This is a genomic window from Sulfurimonas sp. HSL3-1 (assembly GCF_039645995.1).
In the GTDB taxonomy this organism is placed as follows: domain Bacteria; phylum Campylobacterota; class Campylobacteria; order Campylobacterales; family Sulfurimonadaceae; genus Thiomicrolovo; species Thiomicrolovo diazotrophicus.
On the sequence record NZ_CP147920.1, the window covers coordinates 447,746 to 467,212 of the forward strand.

The following is a 19,467-nucleotide window of genomic DNA, read 5'->3' on the forward strand; positions in this document are numbered from 1 at the left end:
TCCATACAGTTCCCTTTTTCTTGTTTATTCAAGAAGGAAGGCGAACTTGCCTACCCAGTTGCCGTAGGCGTCGAGGTGGTCCATCATGACGCCGTTTTTCTGGAGGTCCTGGACGATGAGGACGGCGAACTCCGGGGGGAGGAGGTGGGTGTAGTCGAGCAGGCGGGCCAGGGTGTCGTCATCGGGGGCTTTGAGCACCTTGGAGACGAGGGCGGAGGCGAGGGCGTAGAGGGCGCTGAGATCTTCCGGGACTTCGCGCGACTCCCCGCGCAAGACGGCGTCGGTGTCGGGCAGGAGGTGCATCACCTTGGCAAAGGCCGTGAAGGCGACGGCGCGCTCCTCGCCGACGGCCCCGGCGATGGCGCTCAGGGCCAGCTGGTCGCGCATGCCCGACGCGAGGACCCCGTGGACGAACTCCCAGCTGCGCGGGGTGGGGAAGCTCTTGGTGTCGCTCGCGGGGTCAAAACCGAAGAGGGCGTCGTTGTTGGCGGTGATGTAGCCGATGATGCGTTCGTCGATGCCGCGCCCGTAGGCCCAGCGGCGCCAGTCGTCGACGTTGACATCCATCTCCAGGTGGATGAAGCGGTTGGCCAGGGGCAGCGGCATCCGGTAGACGACGCCCCGGTCGTTCTCGCGGTTGCCCGCCGCGACGATGGCCCACCCCTCGGGCAGTTCGTACTCGCCGACCTTGCGGTCGAGGATGAGCTGGTAGGCCGAGGCCTGCACGGAGGGCGCGGCGGTGTTGAGCTCGTCGAGGAAGAGGATGCCGCTCCCCTCCCGGGGCAGAAAAGAGGGCGGCGCCCAGACGGCCTGGTGCGCCTGGTTCTCGTAGAAAGGGATCCCCTTGAGGTCGGTCGGGTCCATCAGGGAGAGGCGCAGGTCGATAAAGCCGATCCCCTTGGCGTCGGCGATCTGTTTGACGACGGAGGATTTGCCGATTCCCGGCGCCCCCCACAAAAAGGTCGGCAGCTTCTGATCAATCAGCGCTCCTAAGGTTTCCGTAATCTCTTGGCTTCTCAAGGGCACCTCCAATTCCCCTGCGTGAATTTCAGAAGGGATTTGAGGTATGAGATTTTTTTGGTGCGCTTTGCAGGCATAGCGGAAGCTACGTCAAAAAGTGTACCAAGGAAAGATCGTGCCTCAAATGCTTTCCCGCAGGGCGTTGCAGAGAAAACTCTCTTCAGGATTGTACTATGCTTCAGGCATTTAACAAGCCCCGAAGCGTGGACTCCGATGAGAACTTTCTCTGTAACGCTGAAAACGCGATGGGGAGTTGGATGTGCCCTCATAACCATCCTATGTTTTCGCGTTGAATGAACTGCCCGAAGGCGTCGTTGGTCCGGACGGCCCGCTCGAAACGGGCGTCGAGCTGCAGCTGCTGCAGAATGTCAATGGGGGTGGCGGGGTTGGCCGCCAGGGCACCCAAAACGTCCGCATCCCCCCGGGTGTAAAGCTGTTCGAGCAGGGCGGCGGGCGAAGCGGTGTTGCCCGCGAGGGCCGCGTCGCAGCCCGAACCGGCCAGCGCCGTCAGGGCCTCACCTGTCATGGCGGGGTTGGCTGCCAGCGCGGCGCGCACGGCGGGGATCTTTGTTTGCATGAGCGCCCCGGTGATCTGCAGCGCAGGGTTGGCGGCCAGTGCCGTCATGACCGCCTCGTCGCCCGTCTCGAAGAGGCGCTGCTGCATCGGCGGGGTCAACGCGGGGTTGGCGGCCAGTGCTTTGGCATGGCGCGCGAGCCCTTTGTCAAAACGCGCGTCGTCCAGCGCGATGTGGGCGTACCCGGTCTCGGCCAGCGCGTCGTCGGCAAAGAGACGCTCCGCCAGCGCGGCGTCGAGCGCCGGGTTCGAGACGAGGGCCGTGGTGACGGCGGGCACGTTGAGGGCGGCCAGCTCCTGCTGCAGCGCCGGGCTGAGGGCGGGGTGGGTCGCGACCAGGGCGCGCAGGGCGTCATCGCCCTGGCGGATGAAGTGCTTCAGGGTCGGCTCGTCGCTGTCGGGGTGCAGGGCCAGGGCTTCGAGGATTGCGCGCATCTGGCGCTCGTTGCTGCCCACGGCCTGGCGCAGCGGCGCAAGGCTGCCGATGACGCGGATAAGACGGGGGCGGCGGGTCTGCCGGAGCAGGTGCATGAGCCCCAGGGTGGAGTACTGGACGTTATGGTTGCGCTCGATGTGTTCGTAGTAGCGCCCGATCAGCGCCGCCGTGACGTCCCGGTTCTCGTCCGTGTCGAAGAACCCCTCCCCCTTCCAGTCGTAGAGCTGCAGCAGCTTCAGGAAGAAATCGTTCGAAATGTAGGGGTTTTGCAAAAAGGCGTGGAGCCGCTCGTTATCGCGGGTGAGCTTGAGGCTCATCATGATTCGTTCGGGCTCGATCTGGGTGCAGAGCGTTTTTTCAAAGGCATCGATGGAGAGGGGCACGACCTTGTCGCTGTCGTAGAGGCGGTCGAGCTCCTCCTGTTCGAGGGGATTGATCAGCCGCCCCTCGACCACGGCGTCGACGTCGGCGTCGTAGCGGTCGGCCAGGGTGATGTCCGCGGCGCGCAGGAGGCGGTCGAACTCCTCGCGGTTCAGCGCGCGCGGGGCGCCGAAAAGCAGGATGCGTTTATGGGTGAATGTTCGCGGTTGCATGGACGTATTATAACGCTTCACCCTTGACGCATTTGGAATAGTATCTGCAATTAAGCTTCACATCTGCCAAAATACACATAATAACATAGTAGAATACTATGGATTGCAGACAAATTCGCTTTGCTTCGTCTATAATAGCAGCGAAGCAACATTAAAGGATAAGGAATGATAGCGTCTAACATCACCGAACTGATCGGCAACACACCGCTGATTCGTCTCAATGCCCCCTCCGAGCAGACCGGAGCGACGATTCTCGGTAAATGCGAGTTTATGAACCCGACGAGCTCCGTCAAGGACCGGATCGGTTATAACATGATCAAGACGGCGATGGACGACGGCATCATCAATGCCCAGACGACGATCATCGAGCCGACCAGCGGCAACACGGGGATCGCCCTTGCCTCTATCTGCGCGGCACTGGGGCTGAAACTGACCCTGACGATGCCCGAATCCATGAGTATCGAACGCCGCAACATCCTTAAAGCCCTCGGCGCGGAGCTGGTCCTGACGCCGGCGATGGCCGGTATGAAAGGCGCCATTGAGAAGGCGGAGGAGCTCAAAGAGAGCCTGGGCAACGCCGTTATCCTGCAGCAGTTCCAGAACCCGGCCAACCCGGCGGTCCATATCAAAACGACGGCCGAAGAGATCCTGCGCGACACGGACGGCAATCTCGATATCTTCGTGGCCGCCGTCGGGACGGGGGGAACGCTGACGGGAACGGGCACGCGCCTCAAAGAGGTGATCCCCGCCATTGAGATCATCGCCGTCGAACCGACGGACTCGGCGGTGCTCTCCGGCGGCAAGCCGGGGCCGCACAAGATCCAGGGGATCGGCGCGGGCTTCGTGCCGGACGTCCTCAACACGCAGATCTACGGCGAGGTCATCACCGTCAGCAATGACGACGCGATGGCGACGTCGCGGATGCTGGCCAAAGAGGAGGGGCTGCTCGTGGGCATCTCCGCCGGGGCCAACGTCTACGCCGCGATGCAGGTCGCCGCGCGTCCGGAGAACAAAGGCAAGACGATTGTGACGATCCTCTGCGATACGGCCGAACGCTACCTCTCGACGGCACTGTTCAGCGAATAGGCATGCCGTTTCTGGAGACGATCCTGGCCGAAGAGGGACGTTTCCCCTACCTGCCGTGGCATCAGCAGCGTCTAGAGCGGACGCTGGGACGCCACGGCATCCCGAATCCCTACGACCTCGAAAAACGCCTTGAAGCCCCGGAAACAGGGCGCTGGCGCTGCCGGGTCCAGTATGATGAACATATGTTCACATATGAATTTCTCCCCTATACCCCCCGCATTATCACCTCGTTGCAGCCGGTGACGGACGAGACGATCACCTACCGTGACAAAACGACCGAACGTGAACGGCTCGACCGGCTTTTTGCCCAGCGGGGCAGTGCGGACGACGTCCTGATCGTGCAGGCGGGGCTCATCACCGATACGACCATCGCCAATGTCGCCTGTTTTATCGGGGGACGGTGGCTGACGCCGAAGCGGCCACTGCTCGAAGGCACGGCGCGGGCCCGGCTGATCGAAGCGGGGAAGCTGACCTGCGCCGACATCACCCTCGACGCGGCGCGGGGCGCGGAATGCGTGGCCGTGATGAATGCCCTGTCAGGCTTTGTCGAGGTGAGCGGTGGTATACTTCCCCCGATTAATTAACTTGGAGAGATGTGATGCTCATCAATATTCTCAATGATGAAAAATTTGTCGATTTAATGCAGCGGCATGTCGAGGAGCTGATGCTCTACCTGTTCGAACACGATCAGTCCTTCGGCATTCTTTGCAAGATCGAGCATCTGAGCTTCGAACCGGAGCTGCCCGAACACATCACCGAGTCGTTCCGCCCGATGACCCTCTTTTACCTGGCGGGCTACACCTTCGACAGCGCGCGCATCGACGGCAACCGGCTTATCTTCGAGGCGGGCTTCGGCCCGGAAAACATCGGCAGCTTCGTCACGGTGCCGCTGCCGAGCATTATGCAGATCATCATCGACGAAACCCCCATCTTTATCAACCACGCCGTCTATAAAGAGGGCGAGGAAGAGACGGAAGCGGCCGATGACGGCGGGATCGAGAATTCGATGGCGGCGTTTTTGTCAAATCCGGAAAATGAGAAGTTTCTGAAGAAGAAGTGATGAGGTTCGTTCCCCTTCTTTTTTGCTTATCCAAAAAAGAAGCCGAACCGGGAAGAAAAAAGGATAACAGGCTGCCGCTTTCGGGACATTCCATGCATCACTGGTCCGCTCGACACGCTAATGATCATTTCTGACTTGAACAACAAAGCGGAATGTCATATGGTGATGTGGCACTAAGTATTTAGTGCCTGCCCCGAGGGAAGCTCCCGGGAGATGGAAGAGTATGAAACGTACTTACATCCGCATGGTGAGCAGGAAGTCGACGACGTTGTTGACGAAGGCGTCGTGCTTGCGCTCTTTGGAGTAGGCGATGTAGAACTTGCGGTGGACGCGGAAGTTGCGCATGCGCGATTCGTACAGTTTTCCCTCGGCGATCTCGTCCTCGATAACGTGGCGGGAGATGACCGATACGATCGGGCGCTCGGCGTCTTTCGGGGAGCGCATGATCGTCTCTTTGACGGCCGTCGGCGACTGCACAACCCCGATGACGTTGAAGGTCGAGCAGTCGATCTCAAGCTCTTCGAAGGCTTCGGAGACGAGCTTGCGGGTGTGGGAGTTCTCGTCGCGGCAGACCCAGTCGAAGGTGAAGAAGTCCTCTTTTTTGAGGTACTTGGGCAGCGGCTGGTTGGAGAAGAGGACGAGTTCGTCCTCCATCCATTCGCGGTAGATGATCCCGTCGCGGAAGACCGGCGACTCGATCAGCGCGACATCGATCTTTTTGTCTTCGAGTTCGTCGATGATCTCGTTGGAGAGGCCGACGTGCATGTAGACTTCGTTGTTGATCTTCTCTTTGATGGCGCCGAGGTAGGTCGGGATGACGTAGTTTCCGATAGCATAGGAGGCGCCGAGGATAAAGGTGAAGTCTTTGTTGATGATCTTGAGCAGCTCTTTTTGGCTCGTGTTGATCGCCTTTTCGAGTTTGACAGCGATACGGTAGAGATCCTCGCCCTCTTTGGTCAGCTTGATGCCGTTCTTCTTACGCTCGACGATGCGTGTATCGAGGTACTCTTCGATAAATTTGATCTGTTGGGTGACGGCGGGTTGGGAAATGCCCAGTTTCGCGGAAGCCTTGGAAAAGCTCTTCTCTTTGACGACAGTCAAAAAAGTTTGCAGTTTGGCGAAGTCTTTCAGCATTCATATATCCTTGGCAAATGGGCCATATTTGTCTTTGTTATAAAGCATCCGCTTTTTGATAACAAGGCTCCATAAAAATAAAACATCAGAATTATAACGTACAATGATAGTCATTTCAATAAGACGGATTAGTTCTGATTACTTTTTTTATAATTTCCCGATAAAGCAATCTGAAAAGTGTCATCAAACAATGAGAGCTTAAAAAATTATTGATATAATAGATTAACCTAAAAACACGAAAAATAGAGATGGAACAAATTTTCAAAAACCTTAACGAGCAGCAGGCCGAAGCCGTCAAGAAGATCGATGGTCCCTTATTGATCCTTGCGGGCGCGGGCAGCGGCAAAACGACGACCATTACTTCGCGGCTTGCCTACCTGCTGGACGTTGTCGGGATCCCGGCGAGCAACACGCTGACGCTGACCTTTACCAACAAAGCGGCCAAGGAGATGCGTGAACGCGCCCTGGCGATGATCGACGCGAAAAGCTATCCGCCGCTGCTGTGTACTTTCCACAAGTTCGGCCTGCTCTTTTTGAAGTTCCATATCCACCGGCTGGGGCGGGAGAACAACTTCGTCGTTATCGATACGGACGACAAGAAGCGGATTTTGAAAAAGCTCGCCGGCGACCTCCCGATGCCCCTCGTGGCCAGCGAGATCTCCCGCTACAAAAACTCCCTGATCACGCCGGAAGAGGCGCATGCCCAGGCGGAGCAGAAAAACTACGAACAGATCGCCAAAGTGTACAAAGAGTACGAGGCGTACCTGGTCGAGAACAACTTGGTGGACTTCGACGACCTGATCGCCTTGACGTACAAACTGCTCGATGAACACCCGGAGCTGGCCGAAGAGACAAGCAAGCGCTACCAGTACATCATGATCGACGAATACCAGGATACGAACGAACTGCAGTTCAAGCTGCTCCAGAAGCTCTGCAGCGCCCACAACAACCTCTGTGTGGTCGGGGATGACGACCAGAGCATCTACGGCTGGCGCGGGGCGCACGTGCGCAACATCCTGGAGTTCGACCAGGACTTCCAGGACGCCATGGTGGTCAAACTCGAACACAACTACCGTTCGCGCACGCCGATTCTGACCGTGGCCAACGCGCTGATCGAGCATAACCGCTCCCGCCTGGGCAAGACGCTGCTGCCGACCAGAGGCGACGGGGATGCCGTCAAGATGCTCTCTTCGAACGACGAAAACGAGGAGGCGAGCAAGATCTCCCTGCAGATCAACAAACTGATCGGCGAGGGGGTACGCCCCAACGAGATCGCCGTGCTCTACCGCATCAATGCGCTCAGCCGCTCCCTCGAGGAGGGGCTCAACCGCGCCGGGATCCCCTACAAGCTCGTCGGCGGGCTGCGCTTTTACGACCGTGCCGAGATCAAGGACCTGATCAGCTACCTGCGCGTCATCACCAACCACCACGACAACTTCTCGATGAAACGCATCATCAACAAGCCCAAGCGGGGCATCGGCAAGGCGTCCATCGACAAGCTGGAGCTGGCGGCCATGCAGCAGGAGCGCTCCCTGTACGACCTGATCCGCCTCAGCAGTACGGCCGAGCTCGAGGCCCTGGTGCGCAAGAAAAACACGACGACCCTCAAACAGTTCATCGGCGAGCTGGAGCAGATGCGCGCGATCGCGGACGAGTCGCTCTACAGCTTCGCCGAGCGTCTTGACGAGATCTTCAAGATCAAGGCCTTCTACGAAGCGATGCCCGACGGAACCGAGCGGGTGCAGAACATCGACGAGTTCTTCGGGCTTTTCCGCGACTTTATCAAGCAGAACCCGGAGGCGAGCCTGGATGCGTTTTTGAACGAGGTTTCCCTGCAGAGCGAGCAGGACCAGGTCGAAGGGGAGAGCATCTACATCATGAGCATCCACGCCTCCAAGGGGCTGGAGTTCGAACACCTCTTCATCATCGGCCTCGAAGAGGGGTTCCTTCCCCTTGTCGGAGACGGCAGCGACCTGGAAGAGGAGCGCCGCCTGGGCTACGTCTCCTTTACGCGCGCCAAGGATACGCTGACCCTGTCGCACGTGCAGAGCCGCTACTACAAGGGACGCCGTACGGAACTGGAGAAGAGCCGCTTCTTCGGCGAGGCGGGGCTGTGCGAAAGCTCGCTGAAGATTGAGAAGAACACGGCATTCAAAAAAGGGGACCTTGTCCGCCACAAGATCTTCGGTGCCGGGCGGGTCATAGGCGTGAGCAAGGCCGGACGCGAATTCAAGCTCAACATCAACTTCGGCGGCAACAAGCGGGAGATCCTCGCCTCCTTCGTGGAGCGCCTCTGAGCCGATGAACAGACTTTTTGTCGCCTACAAGCCCTCCGGGCTCAGTTCCAACCAGTTCCTGCGGACCCTCAAGCGCAAATACGGGGTGAAAAAGGCGGGCTACTCGGGGACCCTCGACCCCTTTGCAAAGGGGGTGCTCATTGTCGCCTTCGGCAAATACACCTCGCTTTTCCGCTTTCTCGACAAAACCCCCAAGCGCTACCGGGCGACGCTCTGGCTCGGGGCGCACTCCGATACCCTAGATATCGAAGGGGTCGAGCGCATCGACGACGTCGCGCCGCTGCCGGAAGCAAAGGTCCGAGAGGCCGTCGAATCGCTGCAGGGGGAGCAGGCCTACCCGCCGCCGATTTTCAGCGCGAAGCGGATCAACGGGAAGCGTGCCTATGACCTGGCACGGGCGGGCATCCCCTTTGAGCTGGAGACGATCCGCTCAAAGGTCTACGACGTCAAGCTGCTGCACTACTGCCACCCCTTTGTGACTTTCGAGGCCACGGTCTCCGAGGGGACCTATATCCGTTCGCTCGGACGGCTCGTGTACGAGCGGCTCGGCCTCGAGGGGGGATCGCTCAGTATGCTTGAACGTCTTTGCGAGGGGCAGTTTGTCTACGAGGGGGAGAAGCCCCTCGATATCCGCGGTGCGCTGCGCGTTCCTCCGATCGAATACCGGGGGGAGTGGCGCAAGATCACCCTGGGGCAGCCGCTGACGCGTGACGAGTTCGCCCCCGGCGAGGATGGCTTCTACCGCGTTGATGACGGGCGGGAGCTCTCCATCTTCTCCTTTGACGCCGAGGGCGTGCATTACGTGTTGAACAAGGTGGCATTATGAAACATTACAAGGCACCGGCCAAGGTCAATATCTTTCTCAAGATTACGGGGCGCCGCGGGGAATACCACGAGATCCTCTCGCGCTTTATGGTGGTGGAGCAGCTGCACGACCTGCTTTACTTCTTTCCCAAGGAGGAGGAGGGGTTCGTCATCGACGGCGATTTTGCCTGTACGACGGAGCAGAATACGATCTATAAAGCCTACCGTGCCCTGTTAGAGGCGACAGGGTCGACGGAACTTGAGCGGCTGATGCAGACCCATGGCATTGCCGTCAACAAACACATTCCCGCCTTTGCAGGCCTCGGCGGGGGCAGTTCGGACGCGGCGACCTACCTGAAGATGTGCAACGAAGTGCTGCACCTGGGGCTCGATGTCGGAGAATTGGCCGCGATCGGCGCAAAAGTAGGGGCGGACGTTCCCTTTTTCGTTTACGGCTATCCCAGCGCGAACGTCTCGGGCATCGGCGAGATCGTCGAGCCCTTTGACGAGGTGCCGCTGCAGCTCGAGACGCGCACGCCGCCGATCGAGATCAGTACGCCCGCCGTCTACCGCCGTTTCCGGGAGAGCTTTTACAAAGAGCTCTCCGCCGAGGCCCATGACTACTATGCACAGACCGATTCGAAAACGCTGCTCTCCGAATTGAGCGCCGATGATGCGAACGACCTCTTTGAACCGGCGCTGTCGCTCTACCCTGAGCTCAAAGAGCATTTCCGCCACGGCTGGTTCTTCTCCGGCAGCGGCAGCAGTTTCTTCAGGCCTCTCCCTCCGGCGTAGGTACTTCCGCCGCGAGACGGCAGTGCTCGGAGTAGGGAATGAAGATACTGAAGGTCGTTCCCGTCTTGGAGGTGTCGACGGCGATGGCGCCGGCAAAGATCTTTTCGATGATCTGGCGGCTCATGTGCAGCCCGATGCCGCTCCCTTTCATCTGTTTCTTTGTCGTGAAGTAGGGATCGAAGATCTTCGGTTTGATCTCGGGGGCGATGCCGGGGCCATTGTCCGAAACCGTAATGGTCATGCCTTCGCCGTTTTTGTTGAACAGGAGCGTGATCTGTTTGGGTTCGATGTCGTACCCCTCCAAGGCGTCTTTGGCGTTGCTGATGAGGTTCAGCAGCACCTGCGAGATGGCGGTCGCGATCTCCAGGTGGTACGCTTCCTGGGCATCGGTACCCTCGATACGCAAGGTGATACGGGCGCTTTTGAGCAGCGGGGCGACGATTCCCTCCATCTCGGAAACGATCTGTTTCAGGGGCAGGATCTTCGTCGGGGCCCGGTTTTGGAAAAAGGAGCGGAAGTCTTCGATGGTATCGGAGAGATAGAGGGTGTTCTGTTCAATCGTTTCAAAGGCCTGGTCCAGGGTCTCATCGTCGAGTTTCCCCGTTGCCTGGGCGAGTTTGAGCGACAGGAGGGTGAGGTTGACGGCGTTGAGGGGCTGGCGCCACTGGTGGGAGATGTTTGAGAGCATCTCCCCCATCAGGACGAAGCGCTCCTGTTCGAAGAGCAGCAGATCTTTCTCGTGGTTTTTTTCGATGGCCTCTTCGAGGGCCGTTTTGTAGCGCTTCATACGCAGCATCAGGTTGAGGACGGCGGAGAGGATCGTCGGGGTCAGCAGCAGCGGCATCGCGATGGAGAGAAAGACGACAATGGGGGGCAATTGACCCATAAAAAGATAGAAGGTGCCGCCTGCCACCACGAAGGAGACGGCGGTAGAGACCAGTGTCGCCCAGATGATGATCGTTTTCGGGCGATAGCGGCTGATTCTGTCGAGGAGACGGGCAAAAAGATTCATAAGAAATTATAGGGGCAGATTGATTAAAACTAGATCGTGTCCGGCGCCTTTTTTGGCGCGATGATTGGCGGCAGAGGGGCGGTTTCTGCTATGATTGCATCACTGATTTAAAGGACTGCGAGTGGGCGAAACGATTGCCAAAAACAAAAAAGCCTATCATGACTACGAGATCCTCGAAAAATTCGAAGCGGGCCTCGTGCTCCAGGGCAGCGAAGTCAAAGGGATTCGGGCCGGACGGGTCAATCTCAAGGACAGCTTTGTCAAGATCGTCAGAGGCGAAGCTTTTTTGTTCAATGCCCATATCGGCCGCCTGGAGACGACGCACCACTACTACGGCCACGAGGAGCGCGGCAGCCGGAAGCTTCTCCTGCACAAGAAAGAGATCGCCAAGCTGATCGCCGCCGTCGAAAAAGAGGGGCACACTATCGTCCCGCTGCAGCTCTATTTCAACCGCAAAAACATCGTCAAGATCCAGATCGCCATTGCGCGGGGTAAAAAGCTGCACGATAAACGCGCCGACATGAAAGAGAAAGATATGAAGCGCGACATTGAACGGGCGTTAAAAGACTACTAGCAGCTTTTTTCGGCTCGTGCAGAGCCGCCTTTAGTTGCCATAGCGGCCAGCGAAAGTTCGCGGGGCTTTGCTCCGGGAACGGCAATGAAAATGGTCGCACGACAAACGCGCCGACATGAAAGAGAAGGATATGAAGCGCGACATTGAACGGGCGCTCAAAGATTACTAGCAGCTTTTTGCGGCTCGAACAAAGCCGTGTTTCCCAAGATTATCTGTGTTTTGTTCCCTTTCTTCTTTGTTCGCACAAAGAAGAAACCGAACCCGAAAGAAGAAAGTGCGAAAGGCTGCCGCTTTCGGGATATTCCATGCCCCGGTGATCCTGCTGACACGCTAATTATCATTTCGGACTTGACAGAAGAAGCGGATGCTGACAAGCTCTACCTACTACCTACTACCTACTACCTACTACCTACTGGTACTATCCTGCTGTCCGCATGACCTCAAGCAGGGTGATGAGTATGGCGATGACGGCGGACACGATGGCGACCCTGTCCGCTCTCTTTATCGCCTTATAGATGCGTTCGAGTTCCGGGTCGTCGAGGTCGGCGAATTTGTGGGCGCGGATGTATTTGACCGCTTCGCGGAAGCGGGGGTCGCCGAACTGGATGTTCCAGCGCGGGCGCCCCATGGCTTCATAGCGTGAGGGGTGGTTGTCGCGCAGGCGGTTCAGAAAGGCGTTTGTCTCCAGCAGTTGCTTCAGTACGGCGATGATGAAGAGGGCGGTGGCGGTGATGAAAAACAGGTTAAGCGTCATACGGATTCCTTTTGCAGGAAGCGGTTGGTGGTAAAAAGTGGGTGGGGAAGTGTGTTGGGTGTGAAGGGCGTCCGCAATTACTTGCGGAGCTCTTTGATACGTGCAGATTTACCGGCACGGTCGCGCAGGTAGAAGAGTTTCGCACGACGTACACGTCCGCGGCGAAGTACTTTGATCTCGTTGATGCTGTCGCTGTAGATCGGGAAAACACGCTCGATACCGATGCCGTTGGCACCGATTTTACGAACTGTGATGGTTTTACCCGTTCCCTGACCGCGCATTGCGATACATACACCCTCGTAGTTCTGAACACGAGTTTTGTCACCTTCTTTAATGGTAACAGCGAGGCGTACGGTATCACCGGCGCGGAATTCTGGGACGTTCTTTTCAGCGACTTGAGCATTTTCGAAATTTTCGATGTATTTATTTCTCATACAATGTCCTTTTTCTATGCCTTTTAAGCTGCTCAGGCCTGAAGAATTTAGTCTTGCATTCTGACAAGGCAATTTTGAGTGCCGCAATTTTACTGTGGTTTCCCTTTAAGAATTCTGATGGCACGCCCATATTCTCAAAAAGCGGGGGCTTTCCGTAGGATGGGGCTTCCAGCAGATGGGTTTCAAAGCTTTCCGTCTCCAGCGACTCGCTGTTTCCGAGTACGCCTTCAAGGTTGCGGGCAATGGCATCTGTCATGACCAGCGAGGGCAGCTCCCCGCCGGTCAGGATGTAATCACCGATACTGAAGAGTTCGTCCGCAAAGGTCTCGATGACCCTTTCGTCTATGCCTTCGTAGCGGCCGCTGACAAATGCGACATGGCTTTTCTTGGCAAGGCGTTTGGCGTCGTTCTGCACAAACGGTTTGCCGACAGGGGTTGCGAAAACGATATGGACGTCCGGATCGTTTTCACGGAGTTGTTTCAGGGTGTCGAAAAGCGGCTGCGGGGTCATCACCATCCCGGCCCCGCCGCCGACGGCGGTGTCGTCGACCTTGCCGTGCTTGTTCGTCGTAAAGTCGCGCGGGTTGAGGTAGGAAACGTTGAACAGTCCCTTCTCCTGTGCCCGCTTGAGGATGGAGTCCTGGAAATACCCTTCGATCAGGTTGGAGAAGAGGGTGACGTAGGTAAAAGTCACGACTCCTCCAGGATGGCCATCGCGCCGTGCGCGGTGATCAGGGCCGCATCGGTATCGACACTTTCGACGAAGGGCGGCTGTTTGGGCAGAAGGAACTGCTTGGGCAGTCTCTGCTTTGTCAGCGCATCGTCGGTTTTGATCTGCAGGTAATCGACCGCGCCGATGCGCTCGATCTCCAGCACCTTGCCCAGCGTCACACCGTCTTCCATGACCGTGCAGCCGATCAGGTCGAACCAGAAGTGCTCCCCCTCATCGAGGTGGCACATTTCGCGGGTACGGCCGTAGGTCGTGTAGAGCATGACGTTGGTGAAGCGTTTGGCGTCTTCGGGGGTTTCGATACCTTCGAGTTTGACCAGTTCGCGCTCCATGTTGACCGTTTCAAACCGCAGCGGGGTACGCTCTTTGGTATAGAAGGTCTCGCCGGGGACGAACTGTTCGGGAAAATCGGTGAAGAGGTGCAGCTTCATCTCGCCGTGCAGGCCGACGGTGCGGCCAAGCGTGGCGATATGGAGGAGCCGGTCGTTATTCTGCCGTTTCGACATTGATGCGGTAGCTTTTGCCGTCTTTGGCTTTGCAGCCGGAGATAACGGTTTTGATGGCGCCGATCATTTTGCCCTCTTTGCCGATCAGCTTGCCGATGTCGGCGCCGTTGGCATAGAGGACGATTTCGGCGATCTCGTCACCTTCGAACATCTCGACGCGGATGTCCTCGGGATAGGAGGCGATGAGACGTGCGTATTCGGCGACGAAATCGGTGACCATGATTATTTGCCGGTGATCTTTTTGACGCGGTCGCTCATCGTGGCGCCGACGCTGATCCAGTAGTTCAGACGCTCTTCGTCGATCTTCTGTTCTTTGGTCATCGGGTTGTACCAGCCGATCAGTTCGATCCAGCCGCCGTCACGGCGTTTGCGGGAATCAGTAACCGCAACGCGGTAGAAAGGCTGTTTTTTGCGTCCCATACGGGTAAGACGGATTGTTGTCATTGTTCGTTCCTTCGATAAATAATAAAGTGAATGGTTTTCGGGAAGGTCGGAAAAAGAGGGCAGTGCAGCGGAACGATGAAGGAGTCACTCAACAATGAATACCGCGGCCTCTAACCGTCTTATCGGAGACGTTCCGTGCAAACCGTTCGGGTATGCGATACGCCAATGTCACAGAGGTATTGTTCATAAGCGTAAAACGATGGCGGGATTATAGCGAATAATTCTAGATTGCACAAGGGCGGGGGTGGCCCCGCTTCATTTGGCGAAAGGTACGCACGACTGGATGGCGGTGCATTCTCAGGGTCTCGGCTCTATCCTGATCTCTATTTCGTCGGCATTGTTGTTTTCATTGCGTTCGGCGATGGCATGCCCCGCATCGGCAATGACTTTGACGTACAGCACGTCAGGCGTACCTTTGACCCTGCCGTAGATGATGTGCTGCGTAAGAAACTCCCCGGGTTCAAGGTTTTTCGTTACCCAGATGGTCTTCTCTTTGTGCACCGGGCCGGAGTAGCCGTACCTGAATTGGACGGTGATCTTAAATTTTTTGCGGCTGTGCCCGTCATAGGCAAAGACGTTTTCGATGGTGGTGTCCAGTTCAAGCGGCTCATTGACATAGAGCTTTCGGACATGACTCAGTATGGTACCGCCCCTTTGGGTATAAGCCGTGATACCGGTCACCGTCAGGTCCGGCTTTTCGACAGGCTGCTGGGCAGAGGAGGACGGGGGCACGATTTTCTGGGGCACCTTGGTGGAGACGGCGGGGCGCTGTATCTGCACCTGGGGCTCTAAGGCAAATGCGGCGAGCGGCAAGAGAAACAGGGGGAGGTAAAGAGGGCGTATACGCATGATCTCTCCTTGTGGGATAATGCACGAAGATGTGACCATTATAACAGTTTCGCTGCGACGGAAGCAATCGATAAAAAGGGTGAAGGCGGGAAGCCGCATGCAAATGAAGCGGCGGGGGGATCAGCGCGGGAACTTGCCGCCCTGCATCTGGCTCATCATGTTCTGCAGATCCTGCATCCCTTTTTTGCCGGAGAATTTCTTGGCCATCTTCGCGGCGTTTTTGAACTGCTTGAGGATGCGGTTGACGTCCATCTGGTCCATCCCGGCCCCTTTGGCCAGGCGCTGCTTGCGGCTGTTGTTGAGCAGGTCGGGGTTTTCGCGCTCTTTGGGGGTCATGGAGCTGACCAGCGCCTTGATCTGTTTGAGCTCCTGGGAGTTCTCCAGGTCGAAGTCTTTGAGCGCCTTGGACATGTCCCCCATCCCCGGGATCATGCCCATCAGGGATTTCATGGAGCCGAGCTTTTTCATGCTCTCCATCTGCTCGAGGAAGTCGTTGAAGTTGAACTGTCCCTTCTTGATCTTCTGGGTCAGCTTTTTCGCCTGCTTCTCATCGATAACGCTTGAGGCCTTCTCCGCCAGCCCTTCGATGTCCCCCAGGCCCATCAGGCGGTTGACGATGCGGTCGGGGAGGAAGACTTCGAGGTCCGCCATCTTCTCACCGGCACCGATAAAGCGCAGCGGCACCTGAACCTGAGAGGCGATGCCCAGCGCGACCCCGCCTTTGGCGTCACCGTCGTACTTGCTCAGGATGACCCCGTCGATCCCGATCTGCTCTTTGAAGCTCTGGGCGGTGCGGACGGCATCCTGCCCCGTCATGGAGTCGGCGACGTAGAAGATCTCGCTCGGCTTCGCGGCGTCACGGACCTGCTTCAGTTCGCTCATCAGCTCTTCGTCGATGGCCAGGCGTCCGGCGGTATCGACGAGCACGACGTCGTAGAGGTTGCTTTTGGCTTTGGCCATGGCCGCCGTGACGACCTCGACCGGGTTCTTGGTCGCCTCGTCTTCATAAAGGTCGACGCCGATCTGCTCCGTGATCTGGCGGAGCTGTTCGACGGCGGCCATACGCTGCAGGTCCGCCGCGACGATCAGGACCTTCTTCTTTTTCTGCTCTTTGAGGTAGGTGGCGAGTTTCCCTGTTGTCGTCGTTTTCCCCGAACCCTGAAGGCCGGTCATCAGGATGACGGTGGGGGGATTTGCCGCAAAAACAAACCCCTGGTGCCCTTCGCTCTTCAGCAGGTCGTGCAGGGTAAAGCGCATCGCGTCAAGGAACTGATCCTTGCCGATGCCGGCTTTCTTCGTATCCAGTTCGACGCGGTCGATAAGCTCTTTGACAACCTTGTGATGGACATCGGCTTTGAGCAGCGCTTTTTTCAGTTCGGCAAGCGCTTTCTTCAGCGCCTTTTCATCGTCATGGAAGCGGATCTTTTTAATGGCGGACGTAAACGAATCCGTCAGGGTATCAAACACGGGTGCTCCTTATGCTCTGCGTCGCAAAGCTGTTCAATCAATAATATATGGGTGCGATATGAGTGAAGGCGCATTATAGCGAAACACCCTTTGCAGGATGTTTGATACGCTGTGTGCTTACCATATATAGCAGTCTGTGGCCGTCCTCTATGGCAGCTCTTAAAATGGCCTCGGACTCTCCTGCCGGCATTGCAAAAGGATAAATACAAATTTCTAATATCCATATTTTTATGAATAAGTACAAACAGTAAAAGTTAATAAAAAAAAATTATTAGAAATAAATTGAAGTGAGCGCATATTATACACCGTAAAAAACCAAAATACAACATTTATAAGAAAAAGTTTTATTAAGTATTCTTTTTTTTTCTTTAAATGTGAAAAAAAGTAACAGCTGTGACGGGTTGAATAACGGATTTTTGAATATATGTAGGGCAACATCGCCTAGAGAATGGCATAATTTTCTTACCGCAACTCGAAAGAACAATTTGGCGTCAGGATTTTAAGTCAATTGCACTCATTTGGGAAAGGGTAAGAGGTGGCATCGGTAAGGGCTGAATGTCGCTGAGTGTTACATTATTTGTTGACCGAGGCGAGCCGTATGGGATGGCATTCCATCGCCATACGGTTTTGGGCGGGTCGAACTGATCCGTAATCTGGGATCTGCATGGACTGCTATTGTGCATTACAGATTTCTATCACAATATATAAGGAAAAAACAATGAAACAATCACTAAGTGGCGTTCGGGGTATCATGATGTCAAGTGCCGTGGGGGCGGCACTTCTGCTCTCTGGATGTGGTTCATCATCCTCTACAACGACGGCGACATCGGGTACCGTGGTCGGTGCTGAGCAGGCAACGGCGCTTGTCGGCACGCTCGAGTGTGTGCTTGGTACGGCGACCGGCACGCTGACCAATGTGCTGAGCGCGGCTGATCTCAGCATCCTTACTTCCATTCCGCTCGACCTTGCCTCTGTTGCCAATGCCATGGTGGAACTCGGGCTGACAACAACGGGTGTCACTGTCGGCGCGATGCTGGAGACAAGCGTCTCTCTTAGCAATGTCCTCGATATCATTGGACTCGTCGGCGGTACGCCGGACGTTCTGGCAATCGTCGCATCTCTTAAAGATGCACTGGACCCTGCTACACTGCTGCAGACACTGCCGCTGGGTGACCTGCTGAGCGTTGCACCGAGCCTGCTGACGCAAGTCATTGGCACGCTTGTTGATACGACTGCCGGTGTCGCCGAGACAGGGATCGATGCGCTTACATTCCTGGACGACACGGTTATGGGTGTCGGTTACGATGTCGCTGCCTGTATCCCGCAGCTTGAGCCTGTTGTTGCAACGCTCGACTGTGCGACAAACAGCGTACTGGGCGGTGCAACACTGACAGCAGAAAACCTGAAAACACTTGCGGTTGCCCTTCCGCTCGGTGACCTGCTCGGTGCCGTTCAGAGTTTGACAGGCCTGGCGGATACCGCGACACTCTCTGACCTCCTTGCCGCTCCGCTCAGCGCGGGAGACCTCCTTGGTATCCTCGGAACACTGTCTGGTGACCCGCAATCAGTCCTTTCAGACCTGACAGGCGCACTTGATCCGTCCCAGCTGACGAACCTGCTGAGCCTCGGCGACCTTATCGTGGCACCGCAGGAGCTCCTCGGTACGACACTCGGCACCCTGCCGGCAACCCTGCTGACAACGACAACGGGTCTGCTCGGTACGGTCGAAGGCCTGCTTGCACAGGTGACAGGCGACCTGACATCCTGTCTGGATCCGAACCTGCTGGTCGGTTCACTGACAAGTCTGCTCGGTGCGCTCCCGCTGGATGGCGGCGCGCTTCCGCTGGATCCTGCAGGGCTCCTGAGCCTGGTCAGTGCTGACACGACGATCAATGACATTATCGCTGCGGCGAAAACACTGCCGGTCCTCAACGCGCTTCCGCTCGATGAGCTGATGGCGACGAAGCTGAGCGTTGCCCAGCTGATGGATATCATTAATGCGCTGCCGATCCCTGCACCGGTATCTACTGTGCTGACGACAGTACTGGGTGCCGTGCCGGATCTGAACCTGCCGGCACTTTCGCTGAACGACATCCTTGCCCTGCCGGGTGAAGTCCTGCCGTTCGGTATCGATCCGATGGATACAAGCATCAACGGCCTCCTGACGACATCTGTCAACATGCTGGCACTGCTGGAATCCGTGGCACACGGTCTGAATGCCGAAGGAACAGCCTTCCTGCTCAACGCCGGCGTTGTTATGCCTGTTGTCACAACGATCGACAAGCTCGGCGGGTATGCGATCCTCGGCGGTCTGATGACCAACGTGCCGTACCTGACACAGACACTGCCGCTGGGTGACCTGACAGGTCTGCTTCTGAACGGTGCGACTCCGACCGACCTCGGTGCACTCAGCAGCCTGGTCGGTACGATCCTGGGCAGCGGTGATCCGACCGGTGCGCTTACAAGCATCCTGAGTACGCTGACAGGTGCATCTTCAGGTGATCTGCTCGGCCTGCTCGGCGGGGACCTGCTGGGTTCACTGACCGGTACACTCTCGGATCTGCTCAACAGCCTCGGCGGCAACCTCCTCGGCGACCTGCTGACAACACTGACAAGCCTGCTCGGCGGAGCTGATGCCTCTGCGATTACTGACCTGCTCGGCGGCCTGACAACCGATCCGACTGCACTGCTGCAGACGCTGCTTGGCCTGCTGAACGCTCAGGGCCTTGCCCTCCCGCTCTAAGCACCTCTTACCATCCGTTCGCAGCTCCGGCTGCGGACAGGATAGACTGAAAACCTCTAACCTTTTATCACCCAAAATATAGTATTCCAACAGTGTATTTTCAAGTAATTTTCCAACAATTCCATTTGTTTTCATATAATTTATTTTGAATTATT

General features: G+C 56.8%; 20 protein-coding genes. 8 read left to right on the plus strand and 12 right to left on the minus strand.

What is annotated here, in order from left to right:
* Positions 1-24: 24 nt before the first annotated feature.
* Both WCY31_RS02335 and WCY31_RS02340 read right to left on the minus strand, forming a co-directional pair.
* Positions 25-1,020 carry a MoxR family ATPase gene (locus WCY31_RS02335; protein ID WP_345972974.1) on the minus strand — a complete coding sequence of 332 codons (996 nt, stop codon included), beginning with the start codon at positions 1,018-1,020 and terminating at the stop codon, positions 25-27.
* A 265-nt stretch (positions 1,021-1,285) separates the two neighbouring features.
* On the minus strand, positions 1,286-2,623 hold the full coding sequence (locus WCY31_RS02340) for a hypothetical protein (RefSeq protein ID WP_345972975.1): 1,338 nt from the start codon (positions 2,621-2,623) through the stop codon (positions 1,286-1,288).
* Positions 2,624-2,788: 165 nt separating this feature from the next.
* Between WCY31_RS02340 and cysK the strand changes: the two genes are divergently transcribed.
* From cysK to WCY31_RS02355, 3 genes are read left to right on the plus strand one after another with little or no spacing between them, the layout of a single operon-like run.
* On the plus strand, positions 2,789-3,709 hold the full coding sequence (gene cysK / locus WCY31_RS02345; RefSeq protein WP_231020214.1) for a cysteine synthase A: 921 nt from the start codon (positions 2,789-2,791) through the stop codon (positions 3,707-3,709).
* 2 nt (positions 3,710-3,711) lie between these two features.
* On the plus strand, positions 3,712-4,293 hold the full coding sequence (locus WCY31_RS02350) for an aminotransferase class IV (RefSeq protein WP_345972976.1): 582 nt from the start codon (positions 3,712-3,714) through the stop codon (positions 4,291-4,293).
* A 14-nt stretch (positions 4,294-4,307) separates the two neighbouring features.
* Positions 4,308-4,769: a hypothetical protein gene (locus WCY31_RS02355; RefSeq protein ID WP_345970666.1), complete on the plus strand. Its 462-nt coding sequence runs from the start codon at positions 4,308-4,310 to the stop codon at positions 4,767-4,769.
* A gap of 234 nt (positions 4,770-5,003) precedes the next feature.
* Here WCY31_RS02355 and WCY31_RS02360 read toward each other — a convergent pair whose 3' ends face one another.
* Positions 5,004-5,903 carry a LysR family transcriptional regulator gene (locus WCY31_RS02360; RefSeq protein WP_345970667.1) on the minus strand — a complete coding sequence of 300 codons (900 nt, stop codon included), beginning with the start codon at positions 5,901-5,903 and terminating at the stop codon, positions 5,004-5,006.
* A 248-nt stretch (positions 5,904-6,151) separates the two neighbouring features.
* On the opposite strand from WCY31_RS02360, the gene WCY31_RS02365 reads away from it, so the two are divergent.
* Genes WCY31_RS02365 through WCY31_RS02375 form a run of 3 tightly spaced genes read left to right on the plus strand, consistent with a single transcriptional unit; the run spans position 6,152 to position 9,799 of the window.
* Positions 6,152-8,200: an ATP-dependent helicase gene (locus tag WCY31_RS02365; protein ID WP_345972977.1), complete on the plus strand. Its 2,049-nt coding sequence runs from the start codon at positions 6,152-6,154 to the stop codon at positions 8,198-8,200.
* Positions 8,201-8,204: 4 nt separating this feature from the next.
* Positions 8,205-9,026 (plus strand): tRNA pseudouridine(55) synthase TruB, encoded by an 822-nt coding sequence (gene truB / locus WCY31_RS02370; protein ID WP_345972978.1) that lies wholly within the window; start codon positions 8,205-8,207, stop codon positions 9,024-9,026.
* Positions 9,023-9,799 carry a 4-(cytidine 5'-diphospho)-2-C-methyl-D-erythritol kinase gene (locus WCY31_RS02375; protein ID WP_345970670.1) on the plus strand — a complete coding sequence of 259 codons (777 nt, stop codon included), beginning with the start codon at positions 9,023-9,025 and terminating at the stop codon, positions 9,797-9,799. The genes truB and WCY31_RS02375 overlap by 4 nt, the downstream gene beginning before the upstream one ends.
* Here WCY31_RS02375 and WCY31_RS02380 read toward each other — a convergent pair.
* Positions 9,777-10,811 (minus strand): HAMP domain-containing sensor histidine kinase, encoded by a 1,035-nt coding sequence (locus WCY31_RS02380; RefSeq protein WP_345972979.1) that lies wholly within the window; start codon positions 10,809-10,811, stop codon positions 9,777-9,779. The two genes, WCY31_RS02375 and WCY31_RS02380, sit on opposite strands and share 23 nt — an antisense overlap.
* A 121-nt stretch (positions 10,812-10,932) precedes the next feature.
* Between WCY31_RS02380 and smpB the strand changes: the two genes are divergently transcribed.
* Positions 10,933-11,385, plus strand: coding sequence for an SsrA-binding protein SmpB (smpB, locus tag WCY31_RS02385; RefSeq protein ID WP_345970672.1), 453 nt, complete (start codon positions 10,933-10,935; stop codon positions 11,383-11,385).
* Between the two features lie 418 nt (positions 11,386-11,803).
* Here smpB and WCY31_RS02390 read toward each other — a convergent pair whose 3' ends face one another.
* From WCY31_RS02390 to ffh, 8 genes are all read right to left on the minus strand, one after another.
* Entirely contained in the window at positions 11,804-12,139 is a 336-nt protein-coding gene (locus tag WCY31_RS02390; protein ID WP_345972980.1) for a hypothetical protein, read from the minus strand.
* Positions 12,140-12,216: 77 nt separating this feature from the next.
* A complete protein-coding gene (rplS, locus tag WCY31_RS02395) occupies positions 12,217-12,573 on the minus strand; it encodes a 50S ribosomal protein L19 (RefSeq protein WP_231020224.1) in 357 nt (118 codons plus the stop codon).
* Positions 12,563-13,267: a tRNA (guanosine(37)-N1)-methyltransferase TrmD gene (gene trmD, locus WCY31_RS02400; protein ID WP_231020225.1), complete on the minus strand. Its 705-nt coding sequence runs from the start codon at positions 13,265-13,267 to the stop codon at positions 12,563-12,565. The genes rplS and trmD overlap by 11 nt, the downstream gene beginning before the upstream one ends.
* On the minus strand, positions 13,264-13,809 hold the full coding sequence (rimM, locus tag WCY31_RS02405; RefSeq protein ID WP_345972981.1) for a ribosome maturation factor RimM: 546 nt from the start codon (positions 13,807-13,809) through the stop codon (positions 13,264-13,266). The genes trmD and rimM overlap by 4 nt, the downstream gene beginning before the upstream one ends.
* Positions 13,790-14,029: a KH domain-containing protein gene (locus WCY31_RS02410; protein WP_345972982.1), complete on the minus strand. Its 240-nt coding sequence runs from the start codon at positions 14,027-14,029 to the stop codon at positions 13,790-13,792. The genes rimM and WCY31_RS02410 overlap by 20 nt, the downstream gene beginning before the upstream one ends.
* 2 nt (positions 14,030-14,031) lie before the next feature.
* Positions 14,032-14,253: a 30S ribosomal protein S16 gene (gene rpsP, locus WCY31_RS02415; RefSeq protein ID WP_345970678.1), complete on the minus strand. Its 222-nt coding sequence runs from the start codon at positions 14,251-14,253 to the stop codon at positions 14,032-14,034.
* Between the two features lie 297 nt (positions 14,254-14,550).
* The gene (locus WCY31_RS02420; protein WP_345972983.1) at positions 14,551-15,102 is read right to left on the minus strand and encodes a hypothetical protein; all 552 of its coding nucleotides are present in this window, start codon (positions 15,100-15,102) and stop codon (positions 14,551-14,553) included.
* A 120-nt stretch (positions 15,103-15,222) separates the two neighbouring features.
* Complete coding sequence (gene ffh / locus WCY31_RS02425; protein ID WP_345972984.1) at positions 15,223-16,569, minus strand: signal recognition particle protein; 1,347 nt, start codon at positions 16,567-16,569, stop codon at positions 15,223-15,225.
* A gap of 718 nt (positions 16,570-17,287) precedes the next feature.
* Here ffh and WCY31_RS02430 point away from each other — a divergent pair.
* Positions 17,288-19,312: a hypothetical protein gene (locus WCY31_RS02430; protein ID WP_345972985.1), complete on the plus strand. Its 2,025-nt coding sequence runs from the start codon at positions 17,288-17,290 to the stop codon at positions 19,310-19,312.
* The last annotated feature ends 155 nt before the right edge of the window (positions 19,313-19,467 follow it).

Bases quoted from the DNA above. Each gene is read 5' to 3' on its own strand.
- WCY31_RS02340 (WP_345972975.1), bottom strand. From the start codon at position 2,623: ATGCAACCGCGAACATTCACCCATAAACGCATCCTGCTTTTCGGCGCC.
- cysK (WP_231020214.1), top strand. From the start codon at position 2,789: ATGATAGCGTCTAACATCACCGAACTGATCGGCAACACACCGCTGATT.
- WCY31_RS02350 (WP_345972976.1), top strand. From the start codon at position 3,712: ATGCCGTTTCTGGAGACGATCCTGGCCGAAGAGGGACGTTTCCCCTAC.
- WCY31_RS02355 (WP_345970666.1), top strand. From the start codon at position 4,308: ATGCTCATCAATATTCTCAATGATGAAAAATTTGTCGATTTAATGCAG.
- WCY31_RS02360 (WP_345970667.1), bottom strand. From the start codon at position 5,903: ATGCTGAAAGACTTCGCCAAACTGCAAACTTTTTTGACTGTCGTCAAA.
- WCY31_RS02365 (WP_345972977.1), top strand. From the start codon at position 6,152: ATGGAACAAATTTTCAAAAACCTTAACGAGCAGCAGGCCGAAGCCGTC.
- truB (WP_345972978.1), top strand. From the start codon at position 8,205: ATGAACAGACTTTTTGTCGCCTACAAGCCCTCCGGGCTCAGTTCCAAC.
- WCY31_RS02375 (WP_345970670.1), top strand. From the start codon at position 9,023: ATGAAACATTACAAGGCACCGGCCAAGGTCAATATCTTTCTCAAGATT.
- WCY31_RS02380 (WP_345972979.1), bottom strand. From the start codon at position 10,811: ATGAATCTTTTTGCCCGTCTCCTCGACAGAATCAGCCGCTATCGCCCG.
- WCY31_RS02390 (WP_345972980.1), bottom strand. From the start codon at position 12,139: ATGACGCTTAACCTGTTTTTCATCACCGCCACCGCCCTCTTCATCATC.
- rplS (WP_231020224.1), bottom strand. From the start codon at position 12,573: ATGAGAAATAAATACATCGAAAATTTCGAAAATGCTCAAGTCGCTGAA.
- rimM (WP_345972981.1), bottom strand. From the start codon at position 13,809: ATGTCGAAACGGCAGAATAACGACCGGCTCCTCCATATCGCCACGCTT.
- WCY31_RS02410 (WP_345972982.1), bottom strand. From the start codon at position 14,029: ATGGTCACCGATTTCGTCGCCGAATACGCACGTCTCATCGCCTCCTAT.
- rpsP (WP_345970678.1), bottom strand. From the start codon at position 14,253: ATGACAACAATCCGTCTTACCCGTATGGGACGCAAAAAACAGCCTTTC.
- WCY31_RS02420 (WP_345972983.1), bottom strand. From the start codon at position 15,102: ATGCGTATACGCCCTCTTTACCTCCCCCTGTTTCTCTTGCCGCTCGCC.
- WCY31_RS02430 (WP_345972985.1), top strand. From the start codon at position 17,288: ATGAAACAATCACTAAGTGGCGTTCGGGGTATCATGATGTCAAGTGCC.